Genomic DNA, 26,612 nt, shown 5'->3' with positions numbered 1-26,612 from the left:
TCACCTGTATAACCAGTAAGCGGTGGCGTCGACGTTGGCTCCACTCGCAATATAACGTTTAAGCGCGGCGGTGTTGCCCATCTGGGTCGCCACCCGCAGCGTCGATAACTGTTCCTGCTCCGCCCAGTGCAGCGCGGCCTGCATGAGTTTCTCACCCATGCCGCGTCCGGCGAGTAAGCCGATACGCGCGTCCTGCTCATTCACCTTACGCAGGGAAACAAAGCCCTGAATCTGTCCATCCACCGCGCGGAACACCAGACACACGTGGTCGAACGTGCCTTTTACCGCATTCTCAATCCACTGAGCATAAAAACGGCCGCTGTCTTCAGGCTTATACCAGGGAGCACGAAAGCGGCTTTGGGCAAAGGCCTGCGCCGCCATCTGGCGCAGCGCGGGAATGTCCTGCTTTGCTGCAATTTCTGCGCCTGCCGACGCGTGGCGGGACACCGTTATGGAGAGATCAACCTCGCCTTCGACCAGTTGAAAACCATGTTGCTGCAGCGCATCCAGCAGATCGGCGCGGCCCGCCGGGATCTTCGCCTGCACACGCGGCCAGGCCGCGAAGTCAGACGCCTGCAAAACAGGCACATCTTCACGCAGCCGAACAATCGCCGAAGGCCGGGCAAAAAAAGTGCTTTCCCACTCAAGGGATTCCAGCACGCCGTTGAGTTGACTCAACGCCATACTCCTTTGGTATCAACCACATACTTCTGGGACACGCTCGTACCGGAGATCGCTTTGAACGCTTTGTGATCCACCAGCAGCACCAGCACATCCGCCGTCGCCAGCGCATCGTTTAGCGCGGTCAGCGTACAATGGGCCGCCAGTTTCGCTGGCAGTTCATGGATATTTGGCTCAACCACCAGCGTTTCACCGCTGTGCCAGCCTGCGATCATCTCAGCAATTTCCATTGCCGGGCTTTCGCGCAGATCGTCAATGTTCGGTTTAAAGGCCAGGCCAAAGCAGGCAATTTTCAGCTCACTGGCGCGTTTGCCGCTTTCACCCAGACAATCCGCCACCGTCGCTTTTACCTGATTGAGTACCCAGTGAGGTTTGCTGTCGTTAACTTCACGCGCGGTGCGGATCAGGCGAGCCTGATCGGGGTTTTGCGCCACGATAAACCAGGGATCGACGGCGATGCAGTGACCGCCCACGCCTGGACCAGGCTGGAGAATGTTGACGCGTGGATGGCGATTCGCAAGGCTAATCAGCTCCCAGACGTTAATCCCCTGATCGGCACAAATCAGCGACAATTCGTTCGCAAAGGCGATGTTAACGTCGCGGAAGCTATTTTCGGTCAGTTTGCACATCTCGGCGGTGCGGGAGTTGGTCACCACACATTCGCCTTCAAGGAAAATTTTATACAACTCGCTGGCGCGCGCGGAACATACCGGCGTCATGCCGCCAATCACGCGGTCGTTTTTAATGAGCTCGACCATGACCTGCCCCGGCAGCACGCGCTCCGGACAGTAGGCGATATTAATATCGGCCTGCTCACCCGCCTGCTGTGGGAAGGTCAAATCTGGGCGGGCCTCTGCCAGCCACTGGGCCATCTGCTCGGTAGCACCCACCGGCGACGTGGACTCAAGGATCACCAGCGCCCCTTTTTTCAACACAGGCGCGATAGATTTTGCTGCCGCCTCGACGTAAACCATGTCGGGCTCATGATCGCCTTTAAATGGCGTCGGAACCGCAATCAGAAAGGCATCGGCGTCGACCGGCGTGGTGCTGGCGCGCAGGAATCCCCCGTCGACCGCCTTTTTCACCACGAGGTCGAGATCGGGCTCCACAATATGAATTTCGCCACGGTTAATGGTGTCCACCGCGCGCGCATTGATGTCGACGCCTACAACCTGCTTTTGACGAGAGGCAAAGGCCGCCGCAGTAGGCAGTCCAATATAGCCAAGACCCACGACAGAGATGGTAGTAAAACTCATAGCGTTACCCGATTGTGTTTAAGTGCATGCAAAATACGACCACAAGACTGCCCATCACCATACGGGTTATGGGCGCGGCTCATCGCCTGATACTCTTCTTCATCGTGCAGCAGGCGCGTCACCTCGTCGACGATGCGGCGCATATCCGTGCCTACCAGACGTACCGTGCCCGCTTTTACCGCTTCCGGGCGCTCGGTGGTTTCACGCATGACCAGCACCGGTTTGCCGAGGGACGGCGCTTCTTCCTGAATCCCGCCAGAGTCGGTGAGGATCAGCCAGGCGTGGTTCATCAGCCAGACGAATGGCATATAGTCCTGCGGTTCGATCAGAAGGACATTATCCACATGACCCAGAATACGGTTCACCGGCTCGCTGACGTTAGGGTTGAGGTGTACCGGATAGACAATCTGCACATCTTCATTCTGCGCGGCAATCTCAGCCAGCGCGTGGCAGATTTGCTCAAAGCCGCGACCGAAACTTTCGCGACGGTGGCCCGTCACCAGGATCGTTTTCTTGCCGTTATGCAGGAAAGGATAGCGCGCAGCGAGTTCTGCCTGCAGATCGGTGTTTGCCAGCACGCGGTCACGTACCCAGATTAGCGCATCGATAACCGTATTCCCGGTGACAAAGATCTTATTGTCGGCAATATTCTCCCGCAGCAGGTTCTGACGCGAGTTTTCAGTTGGCGCAAAGTGGTACATCGCCAGATGTCCAGTGAGCGTGCGGTTGGCCTCTTCCGGCCAGGGCGAGTAAAGATTGCCCGTGCGCAGGCCCGCTTCAACATGACCAATGGGAATGCGCTGATAGAACGCGGCCAGACTGGTCGCCACGGTGGTCGTGGTATCACCATGCACCAGCACCACATCAGGTTTGAAGGATTCCAGAATAGGCTTCAATTCTTGCAGAATACGGCAGGTGATCTCCGTCAACCCCTGCCCCGGTTTCATAATATTGAGATCGTAATCCGGGACGATAGAAAAGAGAGTTAAGACCTGATCGAGCATCTCCCGGTGCTGGGCAGTCACGCATACCTTTGCTTCAATATCAGGATCTCTGGCCAGCGCATGAACCAGAGGCGCCATCTTGATGGCCTCCGGCCTGGTGCCAAATACGGTTAGTACTTTCACATCGATTCTCTTCGATTAGGCGATGAAGGCCGTAGCCTTCATCGTAGACGGCGTTCTTAATTTGTGCGACGACGCATTAACGCTACGCCAGCGCCAGTCAGTGCGCCCACAATCCCCCACATGATCATCAGGAATGCGCGTCGCGGACTATCGCGTTTTACAGGTTCTTCAGGCGTTCTCAAATAACGATACGTCTGAAAACGGGGGTCCATCGTTGGACCGACGTTCAGGGTGTTAAGCATGGCGCGGTTTTGGTCGTAATCGAGGTCAAAATCAGGGCCAACGGCCTGGAGATTTTCCAGTCGCGCCTGGAGCATTGGACGACCAAGGAGGAACATTTCGGAATCAGGCAGTTCATCAGCCGGGACATCCGTTTCGCTGCGAGAAATATTGTGCTGCTCCGCAATTTTAAGCGCCTGCTCAATATTGTGGACACGGCGGGCAAAAATGGCTTTCGCCACCTCTTCCTGACGTTTCACCTGCGCCTTCATCTGAATCGTTCGCGCAGCCCAGGCACCTTTCAGCTCATCATTGAGATGGCTTGCCGCACGCTGGCTGGCAAAGGCCACATACTGACGCAGCAGGTTATTCGCATCCGGCGCCGTTTCGGCAATCAGCTTCACGCTGTCGCTGACATTGCGCAGCGCATCGCCCGGCATAAACTGGATATTGTTGATGAGATCGTCCAGCAGCGCGGCATCGACTTTTGTGTTATCAACCCGACGCTGCTTGAAGTAATCGGTCTGCGACCAGAAATCGCGACGCGTATCCCATGAGGCGAGTTGCATCACAAACTCTTTGTAGGCCTCATCCATAACGGAAACCTGATCCGGCGTGGCGAGATTCGCTTTAATATCCAGGTTACGCAGGAACTGCTGCTGGGAATAGAAGCCGCCGAGCATGTTAACCGTTGGTCTGTCGGTAATCGCCGTCGCGCTCCACTCTTGTTTTGCAAAGAATGTGTAGGCCAGCGCTAAAAGCGCAAACCCCAGCGCGATCCCCGCAATCCAAAGTTTGCCTGCCCATAACACGCGAAACAAACCCCGAATGTCCAGTTCATTCTCTGTTACCACTGATTTCGCTCCCGCCAACGGTTGAGTCATCATAGTCCCGGTTTTACTTAGTTAATGTTGTATTTTTGCCACTGTTACGACGCATCCTGCGCTTAAGGCGTTTAATGAATCGTGCCACCTTCCATGCGCGCTTAATGCAGTAGCCGTAAAGAGAAAATGCCAGCAAGAACAATGCCAACATTGCCCACTCAGGCACAAAATGGGTATATTCTGCCGTCACACCAATCCCCGCCAGAATAGCAGCCGCCAGCGTAATCAGCACAAATGCCTGCCGGGAAGTGAATCCGGCTCGCATGATCAAATGATGAATGTGCTGACGGTCAGCAGAGAATGGACTCATCCCTTTACGCAGACGGCGATACATAATCGCAACCATATCCATTAAGGGGATGGCGATAATCCATAATGCCGTTACCGGACTAATGGGATGTACATCGCCCTGAGTGGTTTCCAGCAAGATCCAAATGATAGTAAAGCCGATAAACGTGCTACCCGCATCACCCATGAAGACTTTATAGCGTCGACCTAATGCGCCGAGATTTAACAGGATATAAGGCAGGATGGCCGCAATCATGGCAAAACACCACATAGCAAGGCTATATTGCCCGTCGAACCATAGAATGAAACCAATTGCGGCAAATGAGACGCAGGACAGGCCCCCCAGCAAACCATCAATACCGTCAACCATGTTGAACGCGTTAATCGCCACCCACACGGCAAAAAGTGTCAGAAAATAGCCAAATGGACCGAGCTCCATCTCCCAGAAGCCAAAAATGTAGCCCAGGCTACTCAGATGCAACTTAGCGAACGCCATCATGGCAATAGCCACAGCAGCCTGAACGCAGGCGCGAATTTTGACACTAATATCATAACGGTCGTCGAGGGCACCAACCACAACAAGCACCGTCGCGCTGGTTAGATACAGCCCGGCATGCGGAATATAGTAATCCGCGATAGCAAAAGTGAAGCAGATCCCAGCGAAAACAGAGATGCCACCGACCAGAGGGATCATGCCTTGATGACGTTTACGGAAGTTGGGTTTATCCACTAAGCCCAGATATTTCGCCACCTTACGTGCCAGAAACAAAAAGCAGGTGGTAAATAAGAAAATACTGGTTAGTTCAGCAAACGTATCAAGTAGGTTCACAATGGATGTTCTCAACAAATGTTAGTCAAGGAAGTATAACCATCATGGCGCTGAGCCTGAAGTTATAAAGTAAACCTCTTACAATTCCATTTGTTTATTATTCAAGCTATTAATGTTTTTACTGTGCGAATTATCTTATTGTCGCACCGACCGGTCATAATTGGGAGTCGGTTGGTACTAGCGTATAGTCCATAAATGAAAAACGCCACGTAAAAACGTGGCGTTCACTGGGATAATTTGCGTTACGAGCGTTTCATCATGTCGAAGAAATCGTCGTTGGTTTTGGTCATCGCCAGTTTGTTGATGAGGAACTCCATTGCGTCGATTTCACCCATTGGATGGATGATTTTGCGCAGGATCCACATTTTCTGCAGCTCTTCCTGAGTGGTGAGCAGCTCTTCCTTACGGGTACCGGAACGGTTGTAGTCGATAGCCGGGAAGACGCGTTTTTCAGCGATCTTACGAGAGAGGTGCAGTTCCATGTTGCCTGTACCTTTAAACTCTTCGTAGATAACTTCGTCCATTTTGGAGCCGGTATCAATCAGCGCGGTCGCAATGATGGTCAGGCTGCCGCCCTCTTCTACGTTACGTGCCGCACCGAAGAAGCGCTTCGGACGATGCAGGGCGTTGGCATCCACACCACCGGTCAATACTTTACCGGAAGCTGGCACCACGGTGTTGTACGCACGCGCCAGACGGGTGATGGAGTCGAGCAGGATGATCACGTCTTTCTTGTGCTCAACCAGGCGTTTTGCCTTCTCGATAACCATTTCCGCAACCTGAACGTGGCGAGATGCCGGTTCGTCGAAGGTAGAAGCAACCACTTCACCTTTAACCAGACGCTGCATCTCGGTCACTTCTTCCGGACGTTCGTCAATCAGCAGTACCATCAGCACGCAGTCTGGGTGGTTGTAGGCAATGCTCTGCGCGATGTTCTGCAGTAGCATGGTTTTACCCGCTTTTGGCGGTGCCACAATCAGGCCACGCTGACCACGACCAATAGGTGATGCCAGATCCAGAACGCGAGCGGTTAAGTCTTCGGTCGAACCGTTACCACGCTCCATGCGCAGGCGAGAGTTCGCGTGCAGCGGTGTTAAGTTCTCAAAGAGGATCTTATTGCGCGAGTTTTCCGGTTTGTCGTAGTTAACTTCGTTAACTTTCAACAACGCAAAGTAGCGTTCACCCTCTTTTGGAGGACGAATCTTACCTGAAATGGTGTCACCAGTGCGGAGGTTGAAACGGCGGATTTGGCTAGGGGATACGTAGATGTCGTCAGGACCGGCGAGGTAGGAGCTGTCTGCAGAGCGGAGGAAACCAAATCCGTCTTGCAATATCTCCAGCACACCGTCGCCAAAGATATCTTCGCCACTCTTAGCGTGCTGCTTCAGGATGGCGAAAATGATGTCCTGCTTGCGCATACGAGCCTGGTTTTCCAGCCCCATATTTTCGCCGAGAGTGATCAGCTCAGAAACCGGCGTATTCTTTAATTCGGTAAGATTCATAATGGTGTGGGTTCTTAAACTCGGGGTGATTCTCGAACTTAATGTTGTGAATGGTATGGCAGGGTCATCCATGCCTGTTTAGCGGCCATCAACTCATGTCTGTTCGCTGTCTGGTCACAGGGAAAGAACGCAGAACTGAAACGACAAGACGGATTGAGTGACAAGCCCGGAATCTAGCAACTTCACGCACTGTTCATGTTAACAACGGGAAGTATCGGGTAAAACAAGATTCAAACAACAAGATATGTTTAAAACGAAGTCATAGCTAACTTAGCACGACTAAAGCCGGGCGTCCAGAGATCCACACAATTTAGGCGCTCAGGACGCTCAGCCGAGAAACCTTACGCCAGATTAGCGTCGAGGAACTCTTTCAGTTGACCTTTGGACAGTGCGCCCACTTTGGTCGCTGCCACTTCACCGTTTTTGAACAGCAGAAGGGTCGGGATGCCACGGATACCGTATTTTGGCGCGGTGCCCGGGTTCTGGTCGATGTTCAGCTTGGCAACGGTCAGTTTGCCCTGATATTCGTCAGCGATTTCATCCAGAATCGGGGCGATCATTTTGCAAGGACCACACCATTCAGCCCAGAAATCGACGAGGGTTAGCCCGTCAGCCTTAAGCACGTCCGTGTCAAAACTGTCGTCAGTCAGGTGAATAATTTTATCGCTCATATATAACTCCACAGGAATAAGCCTGGTACGTTGGTTTTGTCTCCACCAACGACGTGTTGATGTCGCATTAACCAACTAAAGGTTGACTTTATTTCACCGGATACGCTTTCGTAAAGCAATAGTAAGCTGATATTCTACCACACTATGAGCAAAACACATTTAACAGAACAGAAGTTTTCCGACTTCGCCCTGCACCCAAAAGTGATCGAAGCCCTTGAAAACAAAGGGTTTCATAACTGCACGCCCATTCAGGCTCTCGCCCTGCCGCTTACGCTGGCCGGTCGCGATGTTGCAGGGCAGGCGCAAACCGGTACTGGCAAAACGATGGCGTTCTTAACGTCAACGTTTCATTATTTACTGTCTCATCCAGCGATTGCAGACCGCAAAGTTAACCAGCCGCGCGCGCTTATTATGGCCCCGACGCGAGAACTGGCGGTACAGATCCACGCAGACGCTGAACCCCTGGCGCAGGCTACTGGCCTGAAGCTTGGCCTGGCCTATGGCGGCGACGGCTACGATAAGCAGCTGAAAGTGCTGGAAAGCGGTGTGGATATCCTGATCGGTACCACTGGCCGTCTTATCGACTACGCCAAACAGAACCATATCAACCTCGGTGCCATCCAGGTTGTCGTACTGGATGAAGCCGACCGTATGTACGATCTGGGCTTCATTAAAGACATCCGCTGGCTGTTCCGCCGCATGCCTGCTGCGAATCAGCGTCTGAACATGCTGTTCTCTGCAACCCTTTCTTACCGCGTTCGCGAGCTGGCGTTCGAACAAATGAACAACGCCGAGTATGTGGAAGTGGAGCCAGAGCAGAAAACAGGTCACCGCATTAAAGAAGAGCTTTTCTATCCTTCGAATGAAGAGAAAATGCGTCTGCTGCAAACGCTGATCGAAGAAGAGTGGCCCGATCGCGCCATCATCTTTGCGAACACCAAACACCGCTGTGAAGATATCTGGGGCCATCTGGCTGCAGACGGTCACCGTGTTGGTCTGCTGACCGGCGACGTCGCACAGAAAAAACGCCTGCGTATTCTTGAAGAATTTACCCGTGGCGATCTCGATATTCTGGTCGCAACCGACGTTGCCGCTCGTGGTCTGCACATCCCAGCCGTGACGCACGTTTTTAACTATGATCTGCCAGATGACTGCGAAGACTATGTACACCGTATCGGTCGTACCGGTCGTGCGGGCGCAAGCGGCCACTCTATTAGCCTTGCATGTGAAGAGTATGCGCTGAATCTTCCAGCCATTGAGACCTACATCGGTCACTCTATTCCGCAGAGCAAATACAACCCGGAAGCGCTGTTAAGCGAACTGCCGCCACCGAAGCGTCTGACTCGCCCACGTTCCGGCAATGGTCCGCGTCGTTCTGGTGGCGCACCGCGTAATCGTCGTCGTTCAGGTTAAGAAATTATGCTCAGTTCCACCTCGCTTTATGCGGCAATCGATCTCGGTTCGAACAGTTTTCATATGCTGGTTGTCCGCGAGGTGGCGGGAAGCATACAGACGCTGACGCGCATTAAGCGCAAGGTCCGCCTGGCGGCGGGCCTGAGCAGCGACAATCACCTCTCCCCCGAAGCCATGGAACGTGGCTGGCAGTGTCTGCGCCTCTTTGCTGAGCGCCTGCAGGACATACCCCATACCCAAATCCGTGTTGTCGCTACCGCGACGCTTCGCCTGGCGGTTAATGCCGTCGATTTTATTGCCAAAGCGCAGGAAATTCTCGGTTGCCCGGTGCAGGTCATCAGCGGTGAAGAAGAAGCGCGTCTGATCTATCAGGGCGTGGCGCACACCACCGGGGGTGACGATCGCCGTCTGGTGGTGGATATTGGCGGAGCGAGTACCGAACTGGTAACCGGTACGGGCGCCCAGGCAACGTCGCTGTTCAGCCTGTCGATGGGCTGCGTGACCTGGCTTGAGCGCTACTTTACCGACCGCAATCTCGCGCAAGAGAACTTCGACGAGGCTGAAAATGCCGCGCGCGAGGTGCTGCGTCCGGTCATGGACGAATTGCGCTACCACGGCTGGAAAGTGTGTGTTGGCGCGTCCGGAACCGTACAGGCGTTGCAGGAAATCATGATGGCGCAGGGGATGGACGAGCGGATCACGCTTGCCAAACTCCAGCAACTGAAGCAACGCGCTATTCAGTGTGGCCGACTGGAAGAGCTGGAAATTGAAGGCCTGACGCTTGAACGTGCATTGGTTTTCCCAAGCGGTCTGGCCATTCTGATCGCCATTTTCACCGAACTGAATATCCAGTGCATGACCCTGGCAGGCGGCGCGCTGCGCGAAGGTCTGGTCTACGGAATGCTGCATCTGTCAGTTGATCTGGACATCCGCAGCCGTACGCTGCGTAACGTCCAGCGCCGCTTCATTGTGGATACCGAGCAGGCGCAACGGGTGGGACAACTGGCGTCGCTCTTTGCGGACCAGGTCAAACAGCGTTGGGATATTGAACCATTAAGCCGCGATTTGCTGCTAAGTGCGTGTGCGCTGCATGAAATTGGTCTGAGCGTTGAGTACAAGCAAGCGCCGCTGCATGCCGCCTGGCTGGTGCGTAATATTGATTTGCCGGGCTATACCCCTGCGCAAAAAAAATTGCTCGCTACCCTGCTGCTAAACCAGACCAATGCCGTCGATCTCTCTTCGCTCCACCAGCAAAATGCTGTGCCGCCGCGCGTGGCCGAACATCTGTGCCGTTTACTTCGTCTGGCGATTTTGTTTGCCAGCCGTCGCCGCGACGATCTGCTCCCGGCAATTACGCTGGTGGCAGACGATGAAAAGCTCACGCTGACGCTACCGGAAAATTGGCTGGATAATCACCCACTTGGGGCAGAGCTGATCGAGCAGGAGTGCCAGTGGCAGAGCTACGTGCACTGGGCGCTTGAGGTAAAGTAAGTCGCTGAACAATGCCGGGTGGCGGCTTCGCCTTCCCGGCCTACTCATCATTATCCCTTCTCTTTGGCTTTTGCCAGCATGGCGCGAATATTCGCCACGTTAGCCTGCCCCTTGTGCATACGCTCTTCCGCAGTAATGACTTTACGTTCCTGCTCCCAGATGAGGTCGTCCTGAGGTAGCTCCAGCAGGAAACGGCTCGGCTCAGGGCGCACCAGTTCACCGTACTGTCTGCGCTCTTTACACAGGGTAAAAATCAGCTCTTTCTGCGCGCGAGTGATCCCCACGTAGGCCAGTCGACGCTCTTCATCGACGTTATCTTCATCAATGCTGCTCTGGTGCGGCAGTAAGCCCTCTTCCATACCGACCAGATAGACATACGGGAATTCCAGTCCTTTGGACGCATGCAGGGTCATCAGCTGCACCTGGTCGGCCTCTTCCTCACTCTCACCGCGCTCCATCATATCGCGCAGCGTAAAGCGGGTGACCACCTGGGTCAGCGTCATCGGCTCGTCAATTTCCGAGCCTTCCAGCATTTCGGTCATCCAGCTAAAAAGCTGGTTGACGTTTTTCATCCGCATCTCGGCCGCTTTCGGGCTGGCAGAGGTTTCGTACAGCCAGGATTCGTAGTCGATACCGTGGATCAGATCGCGCACGGCAGCCACAGGCTCACGCTCTGCCAGCCGCTGTACTTCACCAAGCCAGTGGGTGAAGCGGGTTAAGTTGTCATATCCGCGTCCCGTCAGCGTCTGGCTTAGCCCCATATCAAAGCTGGCGGTAAACAGGCTTTTATTGCGGGTCATCGCCCACTCGCCCAGCTTTTGCAGCGTCGCCGGGCCGATCTCGCGTTTCGGCGTATTCACAATGCGCAGGAAGGCACTGTCATCATCCGGGTTAGTCAGCACGCGCAGATAGGCCAGCAGATCTTTGATTTCCGGACGCGAGAAGAATGAGGTTCCACCCGAAATTTTGTAAGGAATACGGTTCTGCATCAGCATCTTTTCAAAGACGCGCGACTGGTGATTACCGCGATAGAGGATCGCGTAATCCTTGTACTCCGTTTTATTAACGAAGTGATGGGCAATCAGCTCACCGGTGACCCGTTCGGCTTCGTGTTCTTCATTGTTGGCGCTGAGCACTTTCAGCTCTGTACCGTAACCCAGCTCGGAGAACAGACGCTTCTCAAACACGTGTGGGTTATTGGCGATCAGGATGTTCGCCGCTTTCAGGATGCGACCGGACGAACGGTAGTTCTGCTCCAGCTTAATCACCTGCAATGCCGGGAAATCTTTGCTCAGCAGCACCAGGTTTTGCGGACGCGCGCCGCGCCAGGAGTAGATCGACTGATCGTCATCGCCTACCACCGTGAAACGCGCACGTTGCCCTACCAGCAATTTCACCAGCTCGTACTGGCTGGTGTTGGTATCCTGATATTCATCCACCAGCAGGTAGCGGATCTTGTTCTGCCAGCGCTCTCGCACCTCTTCATTACGCTGCAACAGCAACGTCGGCAGCAGGATCAGGTCGTCGAAATCCAGCACGTTACACGCTTTCATGTGCGCATCGTACAGACCATAGCAATGAGCGAAGATACGATCCCGTTCCCCTTTCGCACTGGCTGCCGCCTGGGCTGGCGTCATTAGATCGTTTTTCCAGTTGGAGATCGTCGAGATCAGCTGTTGCATCAGGACTTTGTCATCTTCAATCAGCCCTTCCGTCAGCTCTTTAAGCAGCGCCACCTGGTCAGTATCATCGAAAAGCGAGAAGTTGGACTTCATCCCCAGCGCAGCGTATTCGCGTTTAATAATATCCAGCCCCAGCGTGTGGAAGGTGGAAATCATCAGCCCGCGCGCCTCTTTACGGCCCAGCGTCTGCCCCACACGCTCTTTCATCTCGCGCGCCGCTTTGTTGGTAAACGTTACGGCAGCGATGTGCCGAGCCTGATAGCCGCACTCGCGGATCAGGTGGGCGATTTTATTGGTGATGACTCGCGTTTTGCCCGATCCCGCACCCGCCAGCACCAGGCAGGGTCCGGTGACGAATTCGACGGCTTGTTGTTGTCCGGGGTTTAAACGCATAAAAGATCACTCAATGAAAGTCGGGAGAGGAGGAAAAACGCGTGGTAGTATACCGAGCGTAAACTAGTCGACTCAAGGCACGATCATGGCAAAAACAGCAGCAGCACTGCATATCCTTGTTAAAGAAGAGAAACTGGCACAGGATCTTCTGGAACAGATTAAAAACGGCGCCGACTTCGGCAAGCTGGCGAAGAAGCACTCTATCTGTCCGTCAGGTAAACGTGGCGGTGACCTGGGTGAATTCCGCCAGGGCCAGATGGTTCCGGCATTCGATAAAGTGGTCTTCTCTTGCCCGGTACTGGAGCCAACCGGTCCCCTGCACACGCAGTTCGGATACCACATTATCAAAGTGTTATACCGCAACTAACAAAAAGCCCGGTGAGTCAATGCACCGGGCTTTTTTGTCAATGGCTGCCGACGGGCTAAATACCGTCGCCATACTCGAACGTATGATGAATGCCGTTGAAGTGCTGATCCATATCCATCGACGGTTTATCGCTGTCCGGTTTACCGACAATGCGAGCCGGTACCCCAGCGGCGGTGGTGTGCGGCGGAACAGGCTGCAGCACAACTGAGCCCGCTCCTATTTTGGCCCCACGTCCCACTTCGATATTACCGAGGATCTTCGCTCCCGCGCCAATCATCACCCCTTCACGGATCTTCGGATGGCGATCGCCGCTGGTTTTACCGGTACCGCCCAGGGTGACCGACTGCAGGATCGAGACATCATCTTCAATCACCGCCGTTTCGCCGACAACAATGCCGGTGGCGTGGTCGAGCATGATGCCACGACCAATTTTCGCCGCAGGGTGAATATCCACCTGGAAGGTCACGGAGACCTGATTTTGCAGGAAGATAGCCAGCGCCCGGCGGCCTTCATTCCATAACCAGTGGCCGATGCGATAAGCCTGAAGCGCGTGGAAGCCCTTCAGATACAGCAGCGGCGTGGAGTATTTATCGACCGCGGGGTCACGCGTGCGCACGGCCTGGATATCACAGGCGGCAGAGGCGATCATCTCCGGGTCAGCGGCATATGCCTCTTCCACCACTTCACGAATAGCGATAGCAGGCATGATGGAGGAAGCCAGTTTATTGGCGAGCATATAGCTCAGGGCGCTGCCGAGGTCTTCGTGCTTGAGTAGCGTCGCGTGGTAGAAACTGGCCAGCATAGGCTCGCAGTCGGCCAAAGCCCGGGCTTCGGCTTTTATATTGTTCCAGACGATATCCAGTTCTTCACACGGCATTGCTTACTCCAGACGATAGTTAATGACCAGCCAGTTCTGCGCTGGCTGGGTCATTCAGGTGACAACGGTTCCGACTAGTTACTGCTGCGCTCGTCCTTGCGCGCACGACCTAATAAGGTCAATGCTGCCTCGCGCGCATTTTTTCCGCAATACAATACCTGATAAATTTCCTCGGTTATTGGCATTTCGACACCGAAACGGTGCGCCAACTCGCGGACTTCTTTGGTATTGCGGTAGCCTTCAACCACCTGACCAATCTTCTCCTGCGCGCTTTTTACATCGCTGCCCTGACCGAGCATCATGCCGAAGCGACGGTTACGAGACTGGTTATCGGTACAGGTCAGCACCAGGTCGCCCAGGCCCGCCATGCCCATAAAGGTGGCGGGATCGGCACCCAGCGCTGCGCCCAGGCGGGACATTTCGGTCAGGCCTCGGGTGATCAGCGCAGTACGTGCGTTCGCACCAAAACCGATACCGTCGGACATCCCGGCACCGATGGCAATCACGTTCTTCACCGCGCCGCCCAGCTGTACACCGATGAAATCGGGGTTACTGTAGACGCGGAAGCTCTTGCCGCAGTGCAGCAGTTGCTGGAGATCGTCAGAGAAGGCCTGGTCAGTGGATGCCAGTGAAATCGCTGTCGGCAGGCCAGCAGCAAGCTCTTTGGCAAACGTCGGTCCGGAAATCACCGCAAGCGGGATATCATCGCCCAGCGCTTCGCGGGCAACGTCCTGCAGCAGGCGTCCGGTTTCCGCTTCCAGCCCTTTTGTCGCCCAGACAATGCGTGCATCCGGGCGCATCAGCGGCTTGATCTGACGCAGAACTTCGCCAAACACATGGCTCGGCACCACAATCAGAATGTTGCGGCTGGCCGCCAGCGCGGTCGCGAGGTCGCTTTCCAGGTGCAGGGATTCAGGGAACGGAACGTCCGGGAGAAACGCCACGTTGCAGCGGTCGTGTTGCAACGTCGCGATATGTTTGGGATCGTGGCCCCACAGGACCACGTCGTGACCATTTCTTGCCAGCGTGATGGCAAGAGCGGTGCCGTAAGAGCCGGCACCGATCACAATCATTGACGCATTAACAGTGCTCATCAGGCATCCTGATGTTGTTCGGCACCTTCGCCAGCCTGCTGCTGCAGATAGTTCATGAACAGCGCATCAAAGTTAACTGGCGCAAGGTTCAGTTGCGGGAATGTACCGCGAGAGACCAGGCTGGTGATGCATTCGCGAGCATACGGGAACAGGATGTTCGGGCAGTATGCACCCAGGCAATGTGCCATCTGGTTGCCTTCGATACCGCCAATGGAGAAGATGCCGCCCTGCTGTACTTCACACAGGAACGCTGTTTCTTCGCCCAGAGATGCGGTTACGGTCACACGCAGTACAACTTCATACACATCATCCGCCAGTTGGGTGGATGCGGTATCAAGATCAAGTTTAACCTCTGGCTGCCAATCTTTCTGGAAAACGTGTGGCGCATTTGGCGCTTCGAAAGAGACATCTTTGGTGTAGATGCGCTGGATCTGGAAAGTCATTTCAGTGTTGTTTTGTTCTGACATGGAAAAACCCTTTTTAATTGTCCTAAAGTCTCTTAGCTCAGCAGCGGATCGAGTCCACCACGGGCGTCGAGCGCATACAAGTCATCACAGCCACCAATGTGCTGCGCATCAATGAAAATCTGCGGAACCGTCGTGCGACCACTGCGTTGGATCATCTCTTCGCGTTTAATCGCGTCACCATCGATCGGCAGTTCCTGGAACGTTACGCCTTTGCTGTTCAGCAGTGCTTTCGCACGGTGGCAGAACGGGCACGTTGCTTTGGTGTAGATCTCAATATTGGCCATCACTGAACTCCTTATTTACCGCGAACTAAAGGAAGATTTTCCCCGCTCCAGCCGGAAATACCTTCTTTCAGTACCGTTACGTTTTCGAAGCCTGCTTTATGCAGTGCGTTGGCAGATTCCTGCGCCTGCATGCCGGTGCCGTCAACAACGATGATCGGCTGGGCTTTATGTTTTTCCAGCTCACCAATGTTGTTCGCTTTGATTTCAGCAGGCAGCAGGTTAATAGAGCCTGCAATGTGACCTTTGCGGAAATCGTCGCGCTGACGCAAATCGACGACGACGGCGTCTTCTTTGTTGATCAGACGTGTCGCTTCACCGCGGGTGATCACCTTAATTTTAGACGTCAGTCCCTTAAAGGTGGTGAACAGCACAGCGACCAGCAGGCCAATCCACGCGATGCTCAGAACCGGGTGGCGGCTAACGAATTGCATAATTTCTTGCATGGGGGGTAACAACTCCCGACTAAGTGATTAAAAAAACCAGGACAGGAGTATACCTGTGCGTTGTGGCAAATACAGCCAGCGACAATAAGCTAATCGATTTTCTGCGGCATGCCACGAAAAAAAAGCCTCAAAATGTCCGTGGATGTGCCTTGCCCCTAAGCATTCTTTGATCTTCTGCGGCTATTTGATCGATTCAGCTGTAGTAAAATTACGCAAATTTTTCGTCTCTTGAGCATGAGGTTGTCGCAATGTCGGTTTCTAAAAAACCTATGGTACTGGTGATTCTGGATGGCTATGGCTACCGTGAAGACAGCCAGGATAACGCTATTTTCAACGCCAAAACGCCCGTTATGGACGCACTGTGGGCGAAACGTCCCCATACCCTGATTGACGCGTCTGGTCTGGAAGTGGGTCTGCCGGACCGCCAGATGGGCAACTCCGAAGTGGGTCACGTTAACCTGGGCGCGGGTCGTATCGTGTATCAGGACCTGACGCGTCTGGACGTTGAAATCAAAGAACGCACCTTCTTCTCCAACCCAACGCTCGCAGGTGCGGTAGATAAAGCCGTTGCCGCAGGTAAAGCCGTGCACATTATGGGTCTGCTCTCTGCAGGCGGCGTGCACAGCCACGAAGATCACATCATGGCGATGGTTGAACTGGCCGCCGAGCGCGGTGCGGAAAAAATCTATCTGCACGCGTTCCTTGATGGCCGCGATACGCCGCCACGCAGCGCAAAAGGCTCTCTGCAAGCCTTCGAGGAGAAATTCGCCGCGCTGGGCAAAGGCCGCGTGGCGTCCATCATTGGTCGTTACTACGCGATGGACCGCGACAACCGTTGGGATCGCGTGGAACAGGCCTATGACCTGATGACCCTGGCAAAAGGTGAATTCCAGTTCGCAACTGCCGTTGAAGCACTGGAAGCCGCTTACGCACGCGATGAAAACGACGAATTCGTGAAAGCATCGGTCATTCGCGCTGAAGGCCAGGCTGATGCCGCCATGGAAGATGGCGACGCGCTGATCTTCATGAACTTCCGCGCTGACCGTGCGCGCGAAATCACCCGTGCATTCGTGAACAGCGACTTCGACGGTTTCGCCCGTAAGAAAGTGGTGAAACTGGACTTCATCCAGCTCACTGAATACGCCGCAGACATCAAAGCGCCTTGTGCGTATCCGCCAGCATCTCTGGCAAACACCTTCGGCGAGTGGATGGCGAAGAACGATAAAACGCAGCTGCGTATCTCTGAAACCGAAAAATACGCGCACGTGACCTTCTTCTTTAACGGCGGCGTTGAAGAGCCGTTCAAAGGTGAAGACCGCATTCTGATCAACTCGCCGAAAGTCGCGACCTACGATCTGCAGCCAGAGATGAGCTCTGCAGAATTGACTGAAAAACTGGTTGCGGCCATCAAGAGCGGTCAGTACGACACCATCATCTGTAACTACCCGAATGGTGACATGGTAGGCCATACCGGCGTGATGGAAGCAGCGGTAAAAGCGGTTGAAGCGCTGGACAACTGTGTTGAGCAGGTAGCAAAAGCGGTTGAATCTGTTGGCGGCCAGCTGTTGATCACCGCTGACCACGGCAACGCAGAGCAAATGCGCGACCCGGCGACCGGCCAGGCACACACCGCGCACACTAACCTGCCTGTTCCGCTGATTTATGTGGGTGATAAATCACTGAAAGCAGTGGAAGGCGGCAAGCTTTCCGACATCGCGCCAACCATGTTGACGCTGATGGGCATGCCGATCCCTGAAGAGATGACTGGTAAGCCGCTGTTCATCGTGGAATAATCGCTCCCCATGAGGGGAAAGGCGATTTTTTCAATCACATGGGTCGTGAAGCCGCTTAGGTTATCAGTCAGACCTCTGTTTTACGCCAGCGCACTCAGCGCTGGCGTATTGCTGTGCGCCGCATCCGCCCACGCGGATGACCGCGACCAGCTGAAATCCATTCAGGCCGATATCGCCGCCAAAGAGCGTGCGGTACGCCAGCAACAGCAGCAGCGTTCCTCGCTTCTTGCCCAGCTTAAGCAGCAGGAAGAGGCGATCTCCGCCGCCGCACGCAAACTCCGTGAAACGCAAAACACCCTCGCCCAGTTGAACAAACAGATCGATGAGATGAACGCATCGATAGCCAAACTGGAACGCCAGCGTGATGCCCAGGAGCGCAATCTTGCCGCACAGCTTGATGCCGCATTCCGCCAGGGTGAACATACTGGACTCCAGCTGATCCTCAGCGGCGAAGAGAGCCAGCGCGGCCAGCGTCTGCAGGCCTACTTTGGCTACCTGAACCAGGCACGTCAGGAGACGATCGCGCAGCTGAAGCAGACGCGCGAAGAGGTCTCCACGCAAAAAGCCGAGCTGGAAGAGAAGCAGAGCCAGCAGCAGACTCTGCTCTACGATCAGCAGGCCCAGCAGGCGAAGCTGGAGCAGGCTCGCAACGAGCGTAAGAAAACGCTCGCCGGTCTGGAGTCCTCTATCCAGGCAGGACAAAGCCAATTGAGCGAAATGCGGGCTAACGAATCAAAACTGCGTAACAGCATTGCCCGTGCGGAAGCCGCAGCGAAAGCACGCGCTGAAAAAGAGGCGCGTGAGGCGCAGGCCGTTCGCAACAAGCAGCAGGAAGCTTCCCGTAAAGGTACAACCTACAAACCAAGCGAAAGCGAACGTTCTCTGATGTCGCGCACCGGCGGTTTAGGGGCGCCTCGCGGTCAGGCCTACTGGCCGGTTCGCGGTTCCATTCTGCATCGCTATGGCGAACAGCTACAGGGTGAACTACGTTGGAAAGGGATCGTGATCGGTGCGTCTGAAGGTAGCGAAGTGAAAGCCATCGCCGATGGCCGCGTGATCCTGGCCGACTGGCTGCAGGGTTACGGGCTGGTAGTGGTGGTCGAACACGGTAAAGGCGACATGAGCCTTTACGGCTACAACCAGAGCGCGCTGGTCAGCGTCGGCACTCAGGTGCGCGCAGGTCAACCCATCGCCCTTGTGGGCAGCAGTGGCGGTCAGGGCCGCCCGTCACTCTATTTCGAAATTCGTCGCCAGGGTCAGGCGGTCAATCCACAGCCGTGGTTGGGAAGATAAGTTTTGCTTCAATTTCGTCGAATGATTCTCTCCGTCGCCAGCGCACTGGCGCTGGCTGCACCGGTATACGCAGGCAAACTCGCTATTGTCATTGATGACTTCGGTTATCGTCCGCACTATGAAAATCAGGTACTGGCGATGCCGTCAGCGATCTCCGTTGCGGTCCTCCCCAATGCGCCTCACGCGCGGGAAATGGCGACCAAGGCCCATAACAGCGGTCATCAGGTCCTGATCCACCTGCCAATGGCACCGCTTAGCAAACAGCCGCTGGAAAAGGACACGCTTCGTCCGGACATGAGCAGCGATGAGATCGACCGCATCATCCGCGACGCCTACAATAAAGTCCCGTATGCCGTCGGCCTGAATAACCACATGGGCAGCGCGATGACGTCCAGCCTGTACGGTATGCTGAAAGTGATGCAGTCGCTGGAGCGCTACAACCTCTATTTCCTCGACAGCATGACCATCGGCAACAGTCAGGCCCTCCGGGCCTCTCAGGGAACCGGCGTGAAGGTGATCAAACGCAAGGTGTTCCTGGATGACACGCAAAATGAAGCGGATATTCGGGTGCAGTTTAATCGTGCTGTACAGCTAGCCCGACGCAACGGCTCAGCCATCGCCATCGGTCATCCGCATCCTTCAACGGTGCGCGTGCTACAGCAGATGCTGCCGACCTTACCTGCTGATATCACGCTGGTACGCCCGAGCGATCTGCTCAATGAACCGCAGGTGGATACGTCTCGCCCTGGCAGCGCACAACCGCCAGCAACGCAGCCGCGTAATCCGTTCAGCGGCGTAAAAAATTGCAAGCCAAAACAGCCGCTTGAACCGGTGCATGCGACCCGCTTCTTCACAGTAATTAGCGAAAGCGTGAGCCAGAGTACGCTGGTGCAATACTTCCAGCATCAGTGGCAAGGTTGGGGTAAAAAGCCCTTCCCCGCGACAGGTGACTAAGGTAGAAAGATGCCGCAACGACACAAAATCCTGCTCCTCGATACCGGTAAAGAATGGGGAGGAGGCACCAACAGCATGCTCGAACTTCTGAAGCGCATTAATCGCGAGAAGTTTGATATCACCTGTTGTTTTTACTCCGACTACAGCCGGGCCGAAGGGCAAACCATCGGTCAGGTGTTGAACGGCATTGGCATCCCGTTAATTGTCATCCCTCAGCATAAGCAGCCCGCGTGGGCGAAGATTGCAAAAGAACTGGGTCGCAGCCTGCTTTTCTTCTCGCGCAGCGGCCGCAAGGCCGTCACGCGCCATATTGATACGCTCTGGCGTATTCGCCCCAACGTCAGCAAAATCGAGAAAATTTTCAGTGATGGCGGTTTCGATACGCTGTACATGAACAACCAGCCAGGTTCTAACGAAGAGGGTTACCTGGCGGGGGCTAAACTGCGTGCGCGGATCATCCAGCACTGCCGCATTGAACCGGTGCTGACGCCGCCGCTGGTGAAGCTGGTGAATGCCCATGCCACAAAAATCATCGCCGTCTCGCACGGCGTTGAGCGCGTGTTACTTCAGCATGGCGTCCGGCCTGAGCTGTGCACAACGGTCAACAATGCCATCGACATCCACCAGCCTTTGCCGGATCGACGCGCCATGCGTCATCGCCTGAACATTGATGACGATACGTTTGTCTTTGGCAGCATTGGATCGTTAATTCCTCGCAAAGCCAACCACCACACGCTGGAGGCGCTGGCACAGTTCAGCCGCAGGGAACCCGACGCAAAATGGAAGATGGTGCTGGTGGGTGAAGGTGCAGAGCGTGCCGCATTAACCGCGCAAGCCAAAGAATTGGGCATTGAGAACAACGTGATTTTCACGGGCTTCCAGAATACGCCTTTTGACTACCTTGCCACGTTTGACGCGTTTATACTCGCCTCAAAAAGCGAAGGGCTGCCTCGCGTAGTGCTGGAAGCGATGCTTCTTAAAATTCCTGTTATTGGCTCTCGGGTGACGGGTACGGCTGAACTGATTGACCATGAGTCAACGGGGCTGCTCTTTCCCTGGAGCGACGTTTCACAGCTTGCTCAGCATATGAATAATATCTGGGCAGATGCAGACCTGCGGGCTCGACTGGCTGTGGCTGCATACCAGAACGTCTGTCATACCTACGCTATCGAAAACTATGTCAGCGGTGTCGAAGCCGTACTTGGCGCGCACTAACCAAACGAGAAGAACATGTTTAAATTCCTGAATGCTCGCTACCGCCACATCACCGGGCGGCATAACATTCCGTACGCTTCCCTTCCGGTCACGCGCGATCTCGTTGCGGTGGATTCCATCGTGATCCCCTGTACGGGCGCAGATTTCGTCGAAGAAGCGTTATTGTCAGCGACCTTTGCAGAACGTTACGCCACTGCCGTCAGCGAGATCGTCATCGTCAGCGATCAGCCTGAATCTGCCTTCGGGGTACTGCCGCCGAAAACTCGCGTAGTGACGTTGAATCTTCCGGTTCGTGAGGAAGGTTACCGCTATAAGCAGATCTACCTCAGCCGCATGGTGAAACTTAACGCCCCGCTGCAGGCGCGCGGTGAAGGCGTATTGATGATCGACTCCGATCTCAACCTGCTCAAAATGCCCGAGATCAACATGGCCGACATGCACATCTACTCCAGCTTCCGTCAGGGCAAAATGATTGCCAAACTTGACGGCGCGCCAGCGGAGAAAGTGCCGGCGTATTACAAGGAGACGGTGCGTCCGTATCTGGTCGATCACGTTAACGGCGCGTTTCTTGCGGCAACCCAAAAAACCTGGCGCCGTATCTGCCCGCTGTGGCTGACGCTGTTCCAGGACACCTGGGAGCTGATGGACGATACGCAGCCGCCGACCGATCAGCTGCCGCTCGCCGCCTTGCTGGACATGCTGGATATAAAAACGGTTAACCTGGGTGACTGGATGAACTGGCCGGTCTCCAAGAAGATTGGCGGTCAGGAAGCCGTTGTACCAAAAGAGGTGATTGGCGCGCACGGCGGTTTCCCGCTTTCCGAATGGCAGAAGTATCTTGAATCGCCGGATAACAGGCTGCTGTTCAAAGGCCAGGACTACACCCGCAAGGTGCGTTACCTGACGGACGAAGAGAAAAAGAACCAATGAAAAAAGGGGCCGCTGGCCCCTTTTTGATTACTTATCCCAGCTCAGGATCACTTTTCCTGACTGGCCGGAACGCATCGCGTCGAAGCCCTGCTGGAACTCATCGATGGAGAAACGGTGAGTAATAATCGGGGACAGATCCAGGCCTGACTGGATCAGCGCCGCCATTTTGTACCAGGTTTCGAACATCTCGCGGCCATAGATACCCTTGATGAACAGCCCCTTGAAGATGACTTTGTTCCAGTCGATGGACATATCTGACGGCGGAATACCCAGCATCGCGATACGGCCACCGTGGTTCATGGTGTCGAGCATGGTGCGGAACGCCGGTGGCGCGCCGGACATCTCAAGACCCACATCAAAGCCTTCGGTCATGCCCAGCTCTTCCATCACGTCGGTCAGGCTCTCTTTAGAGACATCCACCGCGCGGGTGACGCCCATCTTACGCGCCAGCGACAGACGGTATTCGTTCACGTCGGTGATCACGACGTTGCGCGCCCCCACGTGCTTCGCTACGGCTGCCGCCATAATGCCGATGGGGCCCGCGCCGGAGACCAGCACGTCTTCACCCACCAGGTCGAAGGAGAGCGCCGTGTGTACCGCGTTGCCGAACGGGTCGAAGATGGAGGCCAGATCGTCAGAGATATTGTCCGGGATTTTGAACGCGTTAAACGCCGGGATCACCAGGTATTCCGCGAAGCAGCCCGGACGGTTGACGCCCACGCCGACGGTGTTACGGCACAGGTGAGTACGTCCACCGCGGCAGTTGCGGCAGTGACCGCAGGTAATGTGGCCTTCGCCAGAAACGCGATCGCCAATTTTGAAGCCTTTCACTTCCTGGCCGATACCGACCACTTCACCGACGTATTCGTGACCGACAACCATCGGTACCGGAATGGTTTTCTGCGACCACTGGTCCCAGTTGTAGATGTGAACGTCAGTGCCGCAGATGGCTGTTTTACGAATTTTGATCAGCAGATCGTTATGACCGACTTCCGGCTCCGGCACGTCGGTCATCCAAATCCCTTCTTCCGCTTTCAGTTTGGATAACGCTTTCATCACACGTCCTCAGGCAATTACGCCCAGCTGTTTGCCGATGCGGGTAAAGGCTTCCACCGCACGTTCAATTTGTTCAGGAGAGTGCGCCGCAGACATCTGGGTGCGGATACGCGCCTGACCTTTTGGCACCACCGGGAAGAAGAACCCGGTGACGTAAATCCCTTCTTTCTGTAGCTCGCGGGCAAACTTCTGCGCGACGACCGCATCACCCAGCATCACCGGAATGATAGCGTGGTCAGCACCGGCCAGGGTAAACCCTGCGGCGCTCATTTTTTCACGGAACAGACGGGCGTTGGACCACAGGCGGTCGCGCAGCTCAGCGCCGGACTCCACCATCTCCAGTACCTTGATGGAGGCGGCAACAATGGCCGGTGCCAGAGAGTTGGAGAACAGATACGGGCGAGAGCGCTGGCGCAGCCACTCCACCACCTCTTTGCGCGCGGCGGTGTAGCCGCCAGATGCGCCGCCGAGCGCTTTGCCCAGCGTGCCGGTGATGATGTCCACGCGGCCCATCACGTCGCAGTATTCGTGGGAACCGCGGCCGTTTTCGCCGACAAAGCCGACCGCGTGAGAGTCATCAACCATCACCAGCGCGTCGTATTTATCCGCCAGGTCGCACACGCCCTTCAGGTTGGCGATCACGCCGTCCATGGAGAATACGCCGTCGGTGGCGATCAGCACATGGCGAGCGCCCGCTTCACGGGCCTCTTTCAGGCGCGCTTCCAGCTCAACCATGTCGTTGTTGGCGTAGCGGAAACGCTTCGCTTTACACAGGCGTACGCCGTCGATGATAGAGGCGTGGTTCAGGGCGTCGGAGATAATCGCATCTTCTGCGCCAAGCAGGGTCTCAAACAGACCGCCGTTAGCGTCGAAGCAGGAGGAGTACAGAATCGCGTCTTCCATTCCGAGGAAGCTCGCCAGCTTTTGCTCAAGCTGCTTGTGGCTGTCCTGCGTACCGCAGATAAAGCGTACGGAGGCCATGCCGAAACCGTGGGTGTCCATGCCGTTTTTTGCAGCGGCAATCAGCTCAGGGTGATTCGCAAGACCCAGGTAGTTGTTCGCACAAAAGTTGATCACATGGCTGCCGTCGGCAACGGTGATGTCCGCCTGCTGAGCAGACGTGATAATACGCTCTTCCTTGAACAACCCTTCCGCACGTGCGGTGTCGAGGTCGCTGTTTAACTGTTTGTAAAAATCACCACGCATTGCAATTCTCCAGACTCGGCAAATTTCGGCACATATTACCCAAACCTATAGTTCATGACGAGATGACGCAGTATCTCTTCTCGTTTTTGCAGCATAAATCACGTGTAACCCTGCTGCATATCGGTGAATGGCTGAAGGGTCGCCATACTAATGATATGATATGAATATTAGCGTCCGGGATTGTCCCCGGGCTCCACACTTCAAAGGTTACAGTTATGATCATCGTTACCGGCGGCGCGGGCTTTATCGGCAGCAATATTGTTAAGGCCCTCAATGACAAAGGCATCACCGACATCCTGGTGGTGGACAACCTGAAAGACGGCACCAAGTTTGTAAACCTGGTGGATCTGAACATCGCTGACTACATGGATAAAGAAGACTTCCTTATCCAGATTATGGCGGGTGAAGAGTTCGGCGAGATCGAAGCCATCTTCCACGAAGGTGCGTGTTCTTCGACCACCGAGTGGGACGGCAAGTACATGATGGACAACAACTATCAGTACTCCAAAGAGATCCTGCACTACTGCCTGGAGCGTGAAATTCCGTTCCTGTATGCCTCTTCCGCGGCAACCTACGGCGGCCGCACCTCTGACTTCATCGAATCGCGCGAGTACGAGCAGCCGCTGAACGTCTACGGTTACTCCAAGTTCCTGTTCGACGAATACGTGCGTCAGGTTCTGCCAGAAGCAAACTCGCAGATCGTCGGCTTCCGCTACTTCAACGTTTACGGGCCGCGAGAAGGCCACAAAGGCAGCATGGCGAGCGTGGCGTTCCACCTGAACACCCAGCTGAATAACGGCGAAAGTCCAAAACTGTTTGAAGGCAGCGACGGCTTCAAACGTGACTTCGTCTATGTAGGCGACGTTGCAGCCGTAAACCTGTGGTTCTGGGAAAACGGTGTGTCCGGTATCTTCAACCTGGGCACTGGCCGCGCGGAATCCTTCCAGGCGGTGGCAGACGCGACGCTGGCGTACCACAAGAAAGGCAGCATTGAGTACATTCCGTTCCCGGATAAGCTGAAAGGCCGTTATCAGGCGTTCACCCAGGCGGACCTGACCAACCTGCGCGCTGCAGGCTACGACAAGCCGTTCAAGACCGTTGCCGAAGGCGTAACGGAATATATGGCCTGGCTGAACCGCGACGCATAAGTATGAAGATTCTGGTGATCGGCCCGTCATGGGTGGGCGACATGATGATGTCGCAAAGTCTCTATCGCACGCTCAAGGCGCGTTATCCCCAGGCGATAATCGACGTGATGGCACCCGCATGGTGCCGTCCACTGTTGTCGCGTATGCCGGAAGTGAACGAGGCGATCCCGATGCCGCTCGGCCACGGGGCGCTGGAAATCGGTGAACGCCGCAAGCTCGGCCACAGCCTTCGAGAGAAGCGCTATGATCGCGCGTACGTGCTGCCAAACTCCTTTAAATCCGCCCTCGTGCCTTTCTTTGCGGGCATCCCGCACCGTACCGGCTGGCGCGGTGAAATGCGCTATGGCCTGCTGAACGACGCGCGGGTGCTGGATAAAGAGGCCTGGCCGCTGATGGTGGAGCGCTACGTGGCGCTGGCTTACGACAAAGGCGTAATGCGCAGCGCGAAAGATTTGCCGCAGCCGCTGCTGTGGCCGCAGCTGCAGGTCCACGAGGGTGAAAAATCTCAAACCTGCAATGCGTTTGGCATTTCCTCTGAACGGCCAATGATCGGCTTCTGCCCTGGTGCAGAGTTCGGTCCGGCGAAACGCTGGCCGCACTATCACTACGCCGAACTGGCGAAACAGCTGATCGACGAAGGCTATCAGATTGTGCTGTTTGGCTCGGCGAAAGATCACGAGGCGGGTAACGAAATTCTCGCCACGCTGAGCAACGAGCAGCAGGCCTGGTGCCGCAATCTGGCGGGTGAAACGCAGCTTGAGCAGGCGGTTATTTTGATCGCCGCCTGTAAGGCCGTGGTCAGCAACGACTCTGGCCTGATGCACGTGGCCGCCGCGCTGGACCGCCCTCTGGTGGCGCTGTATGGCCCAAGCAGCCCAGACTTCACGCCGCCGCTGTCGCATAAAGCGCGCGTCATTCGACTCATCACCGGCTACCACAAGGTGCGTAAAGGTGATGCTGCTGAGGGTTATCATCAGAGCCTGATCGACATTACGCCAGAGCGCGTCCTTGAAGAACTCAACGCACTGCTGTTGAGCGAAGAAGGATAA

At 55.2% G+C, this 26,612-nt stretch carries 25 protein-coding genes; 10 read left to right on the top strand and 15 right to left on the bottom strand.

What is annotated here, in order from left to right; translation table 11 throughout:
• The 7 genes from rffC to trxA all read right to left on the bottom strand — a co-directional run bounded on the left by rffC (position 1) and on the right by trxA (position 7,457).
• Positions 1-678 carry a dTDP-4-amino-4,6-dideoxy-D-galactose acyltransferase gene (gene rffC / locus N2K86_RS00740; RefSeq protein ID WP_260660134.1) on the bottom strand — a complete coding sequence of 226 codons (678 nt, stop codon included), beginning with the start codon at positions 676-678 and terminating at the stop codon, positions 1-3.
• Positions 675-1,937, bottom strand: coding sequence for a UDP-N-acetyl-D-mannosamine dehydrogenase (gene wecC, locus N2K86_RS00735; protein WP_260660133.1), 1,263 nt, complete (start codon positions 1,935-1,937; stop codon positions 675-677). Before wecC ends, rffC begins: the two co-directional genes overlap by 4 nt.
• Positions 1,934-3,064 carry a non-hydrolyzing UDP-N-acetylglucosamine 2-epimerase gene (gene wecB, locus N2K86_RS00730; protein WP_260660132.1) on the bottom strand — a complete coding sequence of 377 codons (1,131 nt, stop codon included), beginning with the start codon at positions 3,062-3,064 and terminating at the stop codon, positions 1,934-1,936. The genes wecC and wecB overlap by 4 nt, the downstream gene beginning before the upstream one ends.
• 56 nt (positions 3,065-3,120) lie before the next feature.
• Complete coding sequence (gene wzzE, locus N2K86_RS00725) at positions 3,121-4,167, bottom strand: ECA polysaccharide chain length modulation protein (RefSeq protein ID WP_260661752.1); 1,047 nt, start codon at positions 4,165-4,167, stop codon at positions 3,121-3,123.
• Between the two features lie 13 nt (positions 4,168-4,180).
• Complete coding sequence (gene wecA, locus N2K86_RS00720) at positions 4,181-5,284, bottom strand: UDP-N-acetylglucosamine--undecaprenyl-phosphate N-acetylglucosaminephosphotransferase (protein WP_260660131.1); 1,104 nt, start codon at positions 5,282-5,284, stop codon at positions 4,181-4,183.
• A 242-nt stretch (positions 5,285-5,526) separates the two neighbouring features.
• Positions 5,527-6,786, bottom strand: coding sequence for a transcription termination factor Rho (gene rho, locus N2K86_RS00715; RefSeq protein WP_001054528.1), 1,260 nt, complete (start codon positions 6,784-6,786; stop codon positions 5,527-5,529).
• A gap of 341 nt (positions 6,787-7,127) precedes the next feature.
• Positions 7,128-7,457, bottom strand: coding sequence for a thioredoxin TrxA (gene trxA, locus N2K86_RS00710; RefSeq protein WP_004386384.1), 330 nt, complete (start codon positions 7,455-7,457; stop codon positions 7,128-7,130).
• A gap of 144 nt (positions 7,458-7,601) precedes the next feature.
• Between trxA and rhlB the strand changes: the two genes are divergently transcribed.
• Positions 7,602-8,870 (top strand): ATP-dependent RNA helicase RhlB, encoded by a 1,269-nt coding sequence (gene rhlB / locus N2K86_RS00705; protein ID WP_010426359.1) that lies wholly within the window; start codon positions 7,602-7,604, stop codon positions 8,868-8,870.
• A 6-nt stretch (positions 8,871-8,876) separates the two neighbouring features.
• Positions 8,877-10,361: a guanosine-5'-triphosphate,3'-diphosphate diphosphatase gene (gene gppA / locus N2K86_RS00700; RefSeq protein WP_260660130.1), complete on the top strand. Its 1,485-nt coding sequence runs from the start codon at positions 8,877-8,879 to the stop codon at positions 10,359-10,361.
• 50 nt (positions 10,362-10,411) lie between these two features.
• Here the strand turns inward: gppA and rep are convergent, their stop codons facing one another.
• Positions 10,412-12,436: a DNA helicase Rep gene (rep, locus tag N2K86_RS00695; protein WP_260660129.1), complete on the bottom strand. Its 2,025-nt coding sequence runs from the start codon at positions 12,434-12,436 to the stop codon at positions 10,412-10,414.
• Between the two features lie 85 nt (positions 12,437-12,521).
• Here rep and ppiC point away from each other — a divergent pair, with 85 nt between their 5' ends.
• A complete protein-coding gene (ppiC, locus tag N2K86_RS00690) occupies positions 12,522-12,803 on the top strand; it encodes a peptidylprolyl isomerase PpiC (protein WP_006812396.1) in 282 nt (93 codons plus the stop codon).
• Positions 12,804-12,858: 55 nt separating this feature from the next.
• On the opposite strand, the gene cysE is transcribed toward ppiC, so the two are convergent.
• The 5 genes from cysE to N2K86_RS00665 form a co-directional block, all read right to left on the bottom strand.
• Positions 12,859-13,680, bottom strand: a complete 822-nt coding sequence (cysE, locus tag N2K86_RS00685; protein ID WP_010426365.1) for a serine O-acetyltransferase — start codon at positions 13,678-13,680, stop codon at positions 12,859-12,861.
• Positions 13,681-13,754: 74 nt separating this feature from the next.
• Positions 13,755-14,774: an NAD(P)H-dependent glycerol-3-phosphate dehydrogenase gene (gpsA, locus tag N2K86_RS00680; protein ID WP_260660128.1), complete on the bottom strand. Its 1,020-nt coding sequence runs from the start codon at positions 14,772-14,774 to the stop codon at positions 13,755-13,757.
• Entirely contained in the window at positions 14,774-15,241 is a 468-nt protein-coding gene (secB, locus tag N2K86_RS00675; RefSeq protein WP_003860835.1) for a protein-export chaperone SecB, read from the bottom strand. Before secB ends, gpsA begins: the two co-directional genes overlap by 1 nt.
• A gap of 32 nt (positions 15,242-15,273) precedes the next feature.
• Positions 15,274-15,525 (bottom strand): glutaredoxin 3, encoded by a 252-nt coding sequence (gene grxC / locus N2K86_RS00670; RefSeq protein WP_010426371.1) that lies wholly within the window; start codon positions 15,523-15,525, stop codon positions 15,274-15,276.
• Between the two features lie 11 nt (positions 15,526-15,536).
• Positions 15,537-15,968: a rhodanese-like domain-containing protein gene (locus N2K86_RS00665; protein WP_010426372.1), complete on the bottom strand. Its 432-nt coding sequence runs from the start codon at positions 15,966-15,968 to the stop codon at positions 15,537-15,539.
• Between the two features lie 248 nt (positions 15,969-16,216).
• Between N2K86_RS00665 and gpmM the strand changes: the two genes are divergently transcribed.
• Genes gpmM through N2K86_RS00640 form a run of 5 tightly spaced genes read left to right on the top strand, consistent with a single transcriptional unit; the run spans position 16,217 to position 22,153 of the window.
• A complete protein-coding gene (gpmM, locus tag N2K86_RS00660; protein WP_260660127.1) occupies positions 16,217-17,761 on the top strand; it encodes a 2,3-bisphosphoglycerate-independent phosphoglycerate mutase in 1,545 nt (514 codons plus the stop codon).
• 33 nt (positions 17,762-17,794) lie between these two features.
• Complete coding sequence (envC, locus tag N2K86_RS00655; RefSeq protein WP_260661751.1) at positions 17,795-19,054, top strand: murein hydrolase activator EnvC; 1,260 nt, start codon at positions 17,795-17,797, stop codon at positions 19,052-19,054.
• Positions 19,055-19,057: 3 nt separating this feature from the next.
• Positions 19,058-20,008 (top strand): divergent polysaccharide deacetylase family protein, encoded by a 951-nt coding sequence (locus N2K86_RS00650; RefSeq protein ID WP_260660126.1) that lies wholly within the window; start codon positions 19,058-19,060, stop codon positions 20,006-20,008.
• 9 nt (positions 20,009-20,017) lie between these two features.
• A complete protein-coding gene (locus N2K86_RS00645) occupies positions 20,018-21,223 on the top strand; it encodes a glycosyltransferase (protein ID WP_260660125.1) in 1,206 nt (401 codons plus the stop codon).
• A gap of 15 nt (positions 21,224-21,238) precedes the next feature.
• Positions 21,239-22,153, top strand: coding sequence for a hypothetical protein (locus N2K86_RS00640; protein ID WP_260660124.1), 915 nt, complete (start codon positions 21,239-21,241; stop codon positions 22,151-22,153).
• Between the two features lie 27 nt (positions 22,154-22,180).
• On the opposite strand, the gene tdh is transcribed toward N2K86_RS00640, so the two are convergent.
• Both tdh and kbl read right to left on the bottom strand, forming a co-directional pair.
• Positions 22,181-23,209 (bottom strand): L-threonine 3-dehydrogenase, encoded by a 1,029-nt coding sequence (tdh, locus tag N2K86_RS00635; protein ID WP_042717745.1) that lies wholly within the window; start codon positions 23,207-23,209, stop codon positions 22,181-22,183.
• A gap of 9 nt (positions 23,210-23,218) precedes the next feature.
• Positions 23,219-24,415, bottom strand: coding sequence for a glycine C-acetyltransferase (kbl, locus tag N2K86_RS00630; protein ID WP_047343728.1), 1,197 nt, complete (start codon positions 24,413-24,415; stop codon positions 23,219-23,221).
• Positions 24,416-24,630: 215 nt separating this feature from the next.
• On the opposite strand from kbl, the gene rfaD reads away from it, so the two are divergent.
• Both rfaD and rfaF read left to right on the top strand, forming a co-directional pair.
• Entirely contained in the window at positions 24,631-25,563 is a 933-nt protein-coding gene (gene rfaD / locus N2K86_RS00625; protein WP_008502707.1) for an ADP-glyceromanno-heptose 6-epimerase, read from the top strand.
• A gap of 2 nt (positions 25,564-25,565) precedes the next feature.
• Positions 25,566-26,612, top strand: coding sequence for an ADP-heptose--LPS heptosyltransferase RfaF (rfaF, locus tag N2K86_RS00620; RefSeq protein ID WP_260660123.1), 1,047 nt, complete (start codon positions 25,566-25,568; stop codon positions 26,610-26,612).

The sequence above is a fragment of the Enterobacter mori genome (assembly GCF_025244905.1).
Lineage (GTDB): Bacteria > Pseudomonadota > Gammaproteobacteria > Enterobacterales > Enterobacteriaceae > Enterobacter > Enterobacter mori_A.
Note: the sequence above shows the minus strand (reverse complement) of the source record. Positions and strands in the feature narration are given on the sequence as shown.

Bases quoted from the DNA above. Each gene is read 5' to 3' on its own strand.
- cysE (WP_010426365.1), bottom strand. From the start codon at position 13,680: ATGCCGTGTGAAGAACTGGATATCGTCTGGAACAATATAAAAGCCGAA.
- gppA (WP_260660130.1), top strand. From the start codon at position 8,877: ATGCTCAGTTCCACCTCGCTTTATGCGGCAATCGATCTCGGTTCGAAC.
- N2K86_RS00640 (WP_260660124.1), top strand. From the start codon at position 21,239: ATGTTTAAATTCCTGAATGCTCGCTACCGCCACATCACCGGGCGGCAT.
- rfaD (WP_008502707.1), top strand. From the start codon at position 24,631: ATGATCATCGTTACCGGCGGCGCGGGCTTTATCGGCAGCAATATTGTT.
- secB (WP_003860835.1), bottom strand. From the start codon at position 15,241: ATGTCAGAACAAAACAACACTGAAATGACTTTCCAGATCCAGCGCATC.
- kbl (WP_047343728.1), bottom strand. From the start codon at position 24,415: ATGCGTGGTGATTTTTACAAACAGTTAAACAGCGACCTCGACACCGCA.
- tdh (WP_042717745.1), bottom strand. From the start codon at position 23,209: ATGAAAGCGTTATCCAAACTGAAAGCGGAAGAAGGGATTTGGATGACC.
- rfaF (WP_260660123.1), top strand. From the start codon at position 25,566: ATGAAGATTCTGGTGATCGGCCCGTCATGGGTGGGCGACATGATGATG.
- rho (WP_001054528.1), bottom strand. From the start codon at position 6,786: ATGAATCTTACCGAATTAAAGAATACGCCGGTTTCTGAGCTGATCACT.
- ppiC (WP_006812396.1), top strand. From the start codon at position 12,522: ATGGCAAAAACAGCAGCAGCACTGCATATCCTTGTTAAAGAAGAGAAA.
- gpmM (WP_260660127.1), top strand. From the start codon at position 16,217: ATGTCGGTTTCTAAAAAACCTATGGTACTGGTGATTCTGGATGGCTAT.
- N2K86_RS00665 (WP_010426372.1), bottom strand. From the start codon at position 15,968: ATGCAAGAAATTATGCAATTCGTTAGCCGCCACCCGGTTCTGAGCATC.
- wecC (WP_260660133.1), bottom strand. From the start codon at position 1,937: ATGAGTTTTACTACCATCTCTGTCGTGGGTCTTGGCTATATTGGACTG.
- rep (WP_260660129.1), bottom strand. From the start codon at position 12,436: ATGCGTTTAAACCCCGGACAACAACAAGCCGTCGAATTCGTCACCGGA.
- trxA (WP_004386384.1), bottom strand. From the start codon at position 7,457: ATGAGCGATAAAATTATTCACCTGACTGACGACAGTTTTGACACGGAC.
- grxC (WP_010426371.1), bottom strand. From the start codon at position 15,525: ATGGCCAATATTGAGATCTACACCAAAGCAACGTGCCCGTTCTGCCAC.
- wzzE (WP_260661752.1), bottom strand. From the start codon at position 4,167: ATGACTCAACCGTTGGCGGGAGCGAAATCAGTGGTAACAGAGAATGAA.
- gpsA (WP_260660128.1), bottom strand. From the start codon at position 14,774: ATGAGCACTGTTAATGCGTCAATGATTGTGATCGGTGCCGGCTCTTAC.
- N2K86_RS00645 (WP_260660125.1), top strand. From the start codon at position 20,018: ATGCCGCAACGACACAAAATCCTGCTCCTCGATACCGGTAAAGAATGG.
- rhlB (WP_010426359.1), top strand. From the start codon at position 7,602: ATGAGCAAAACACATTTAACAGAACAGAAGTTTTCCGACTTCGCCCTG.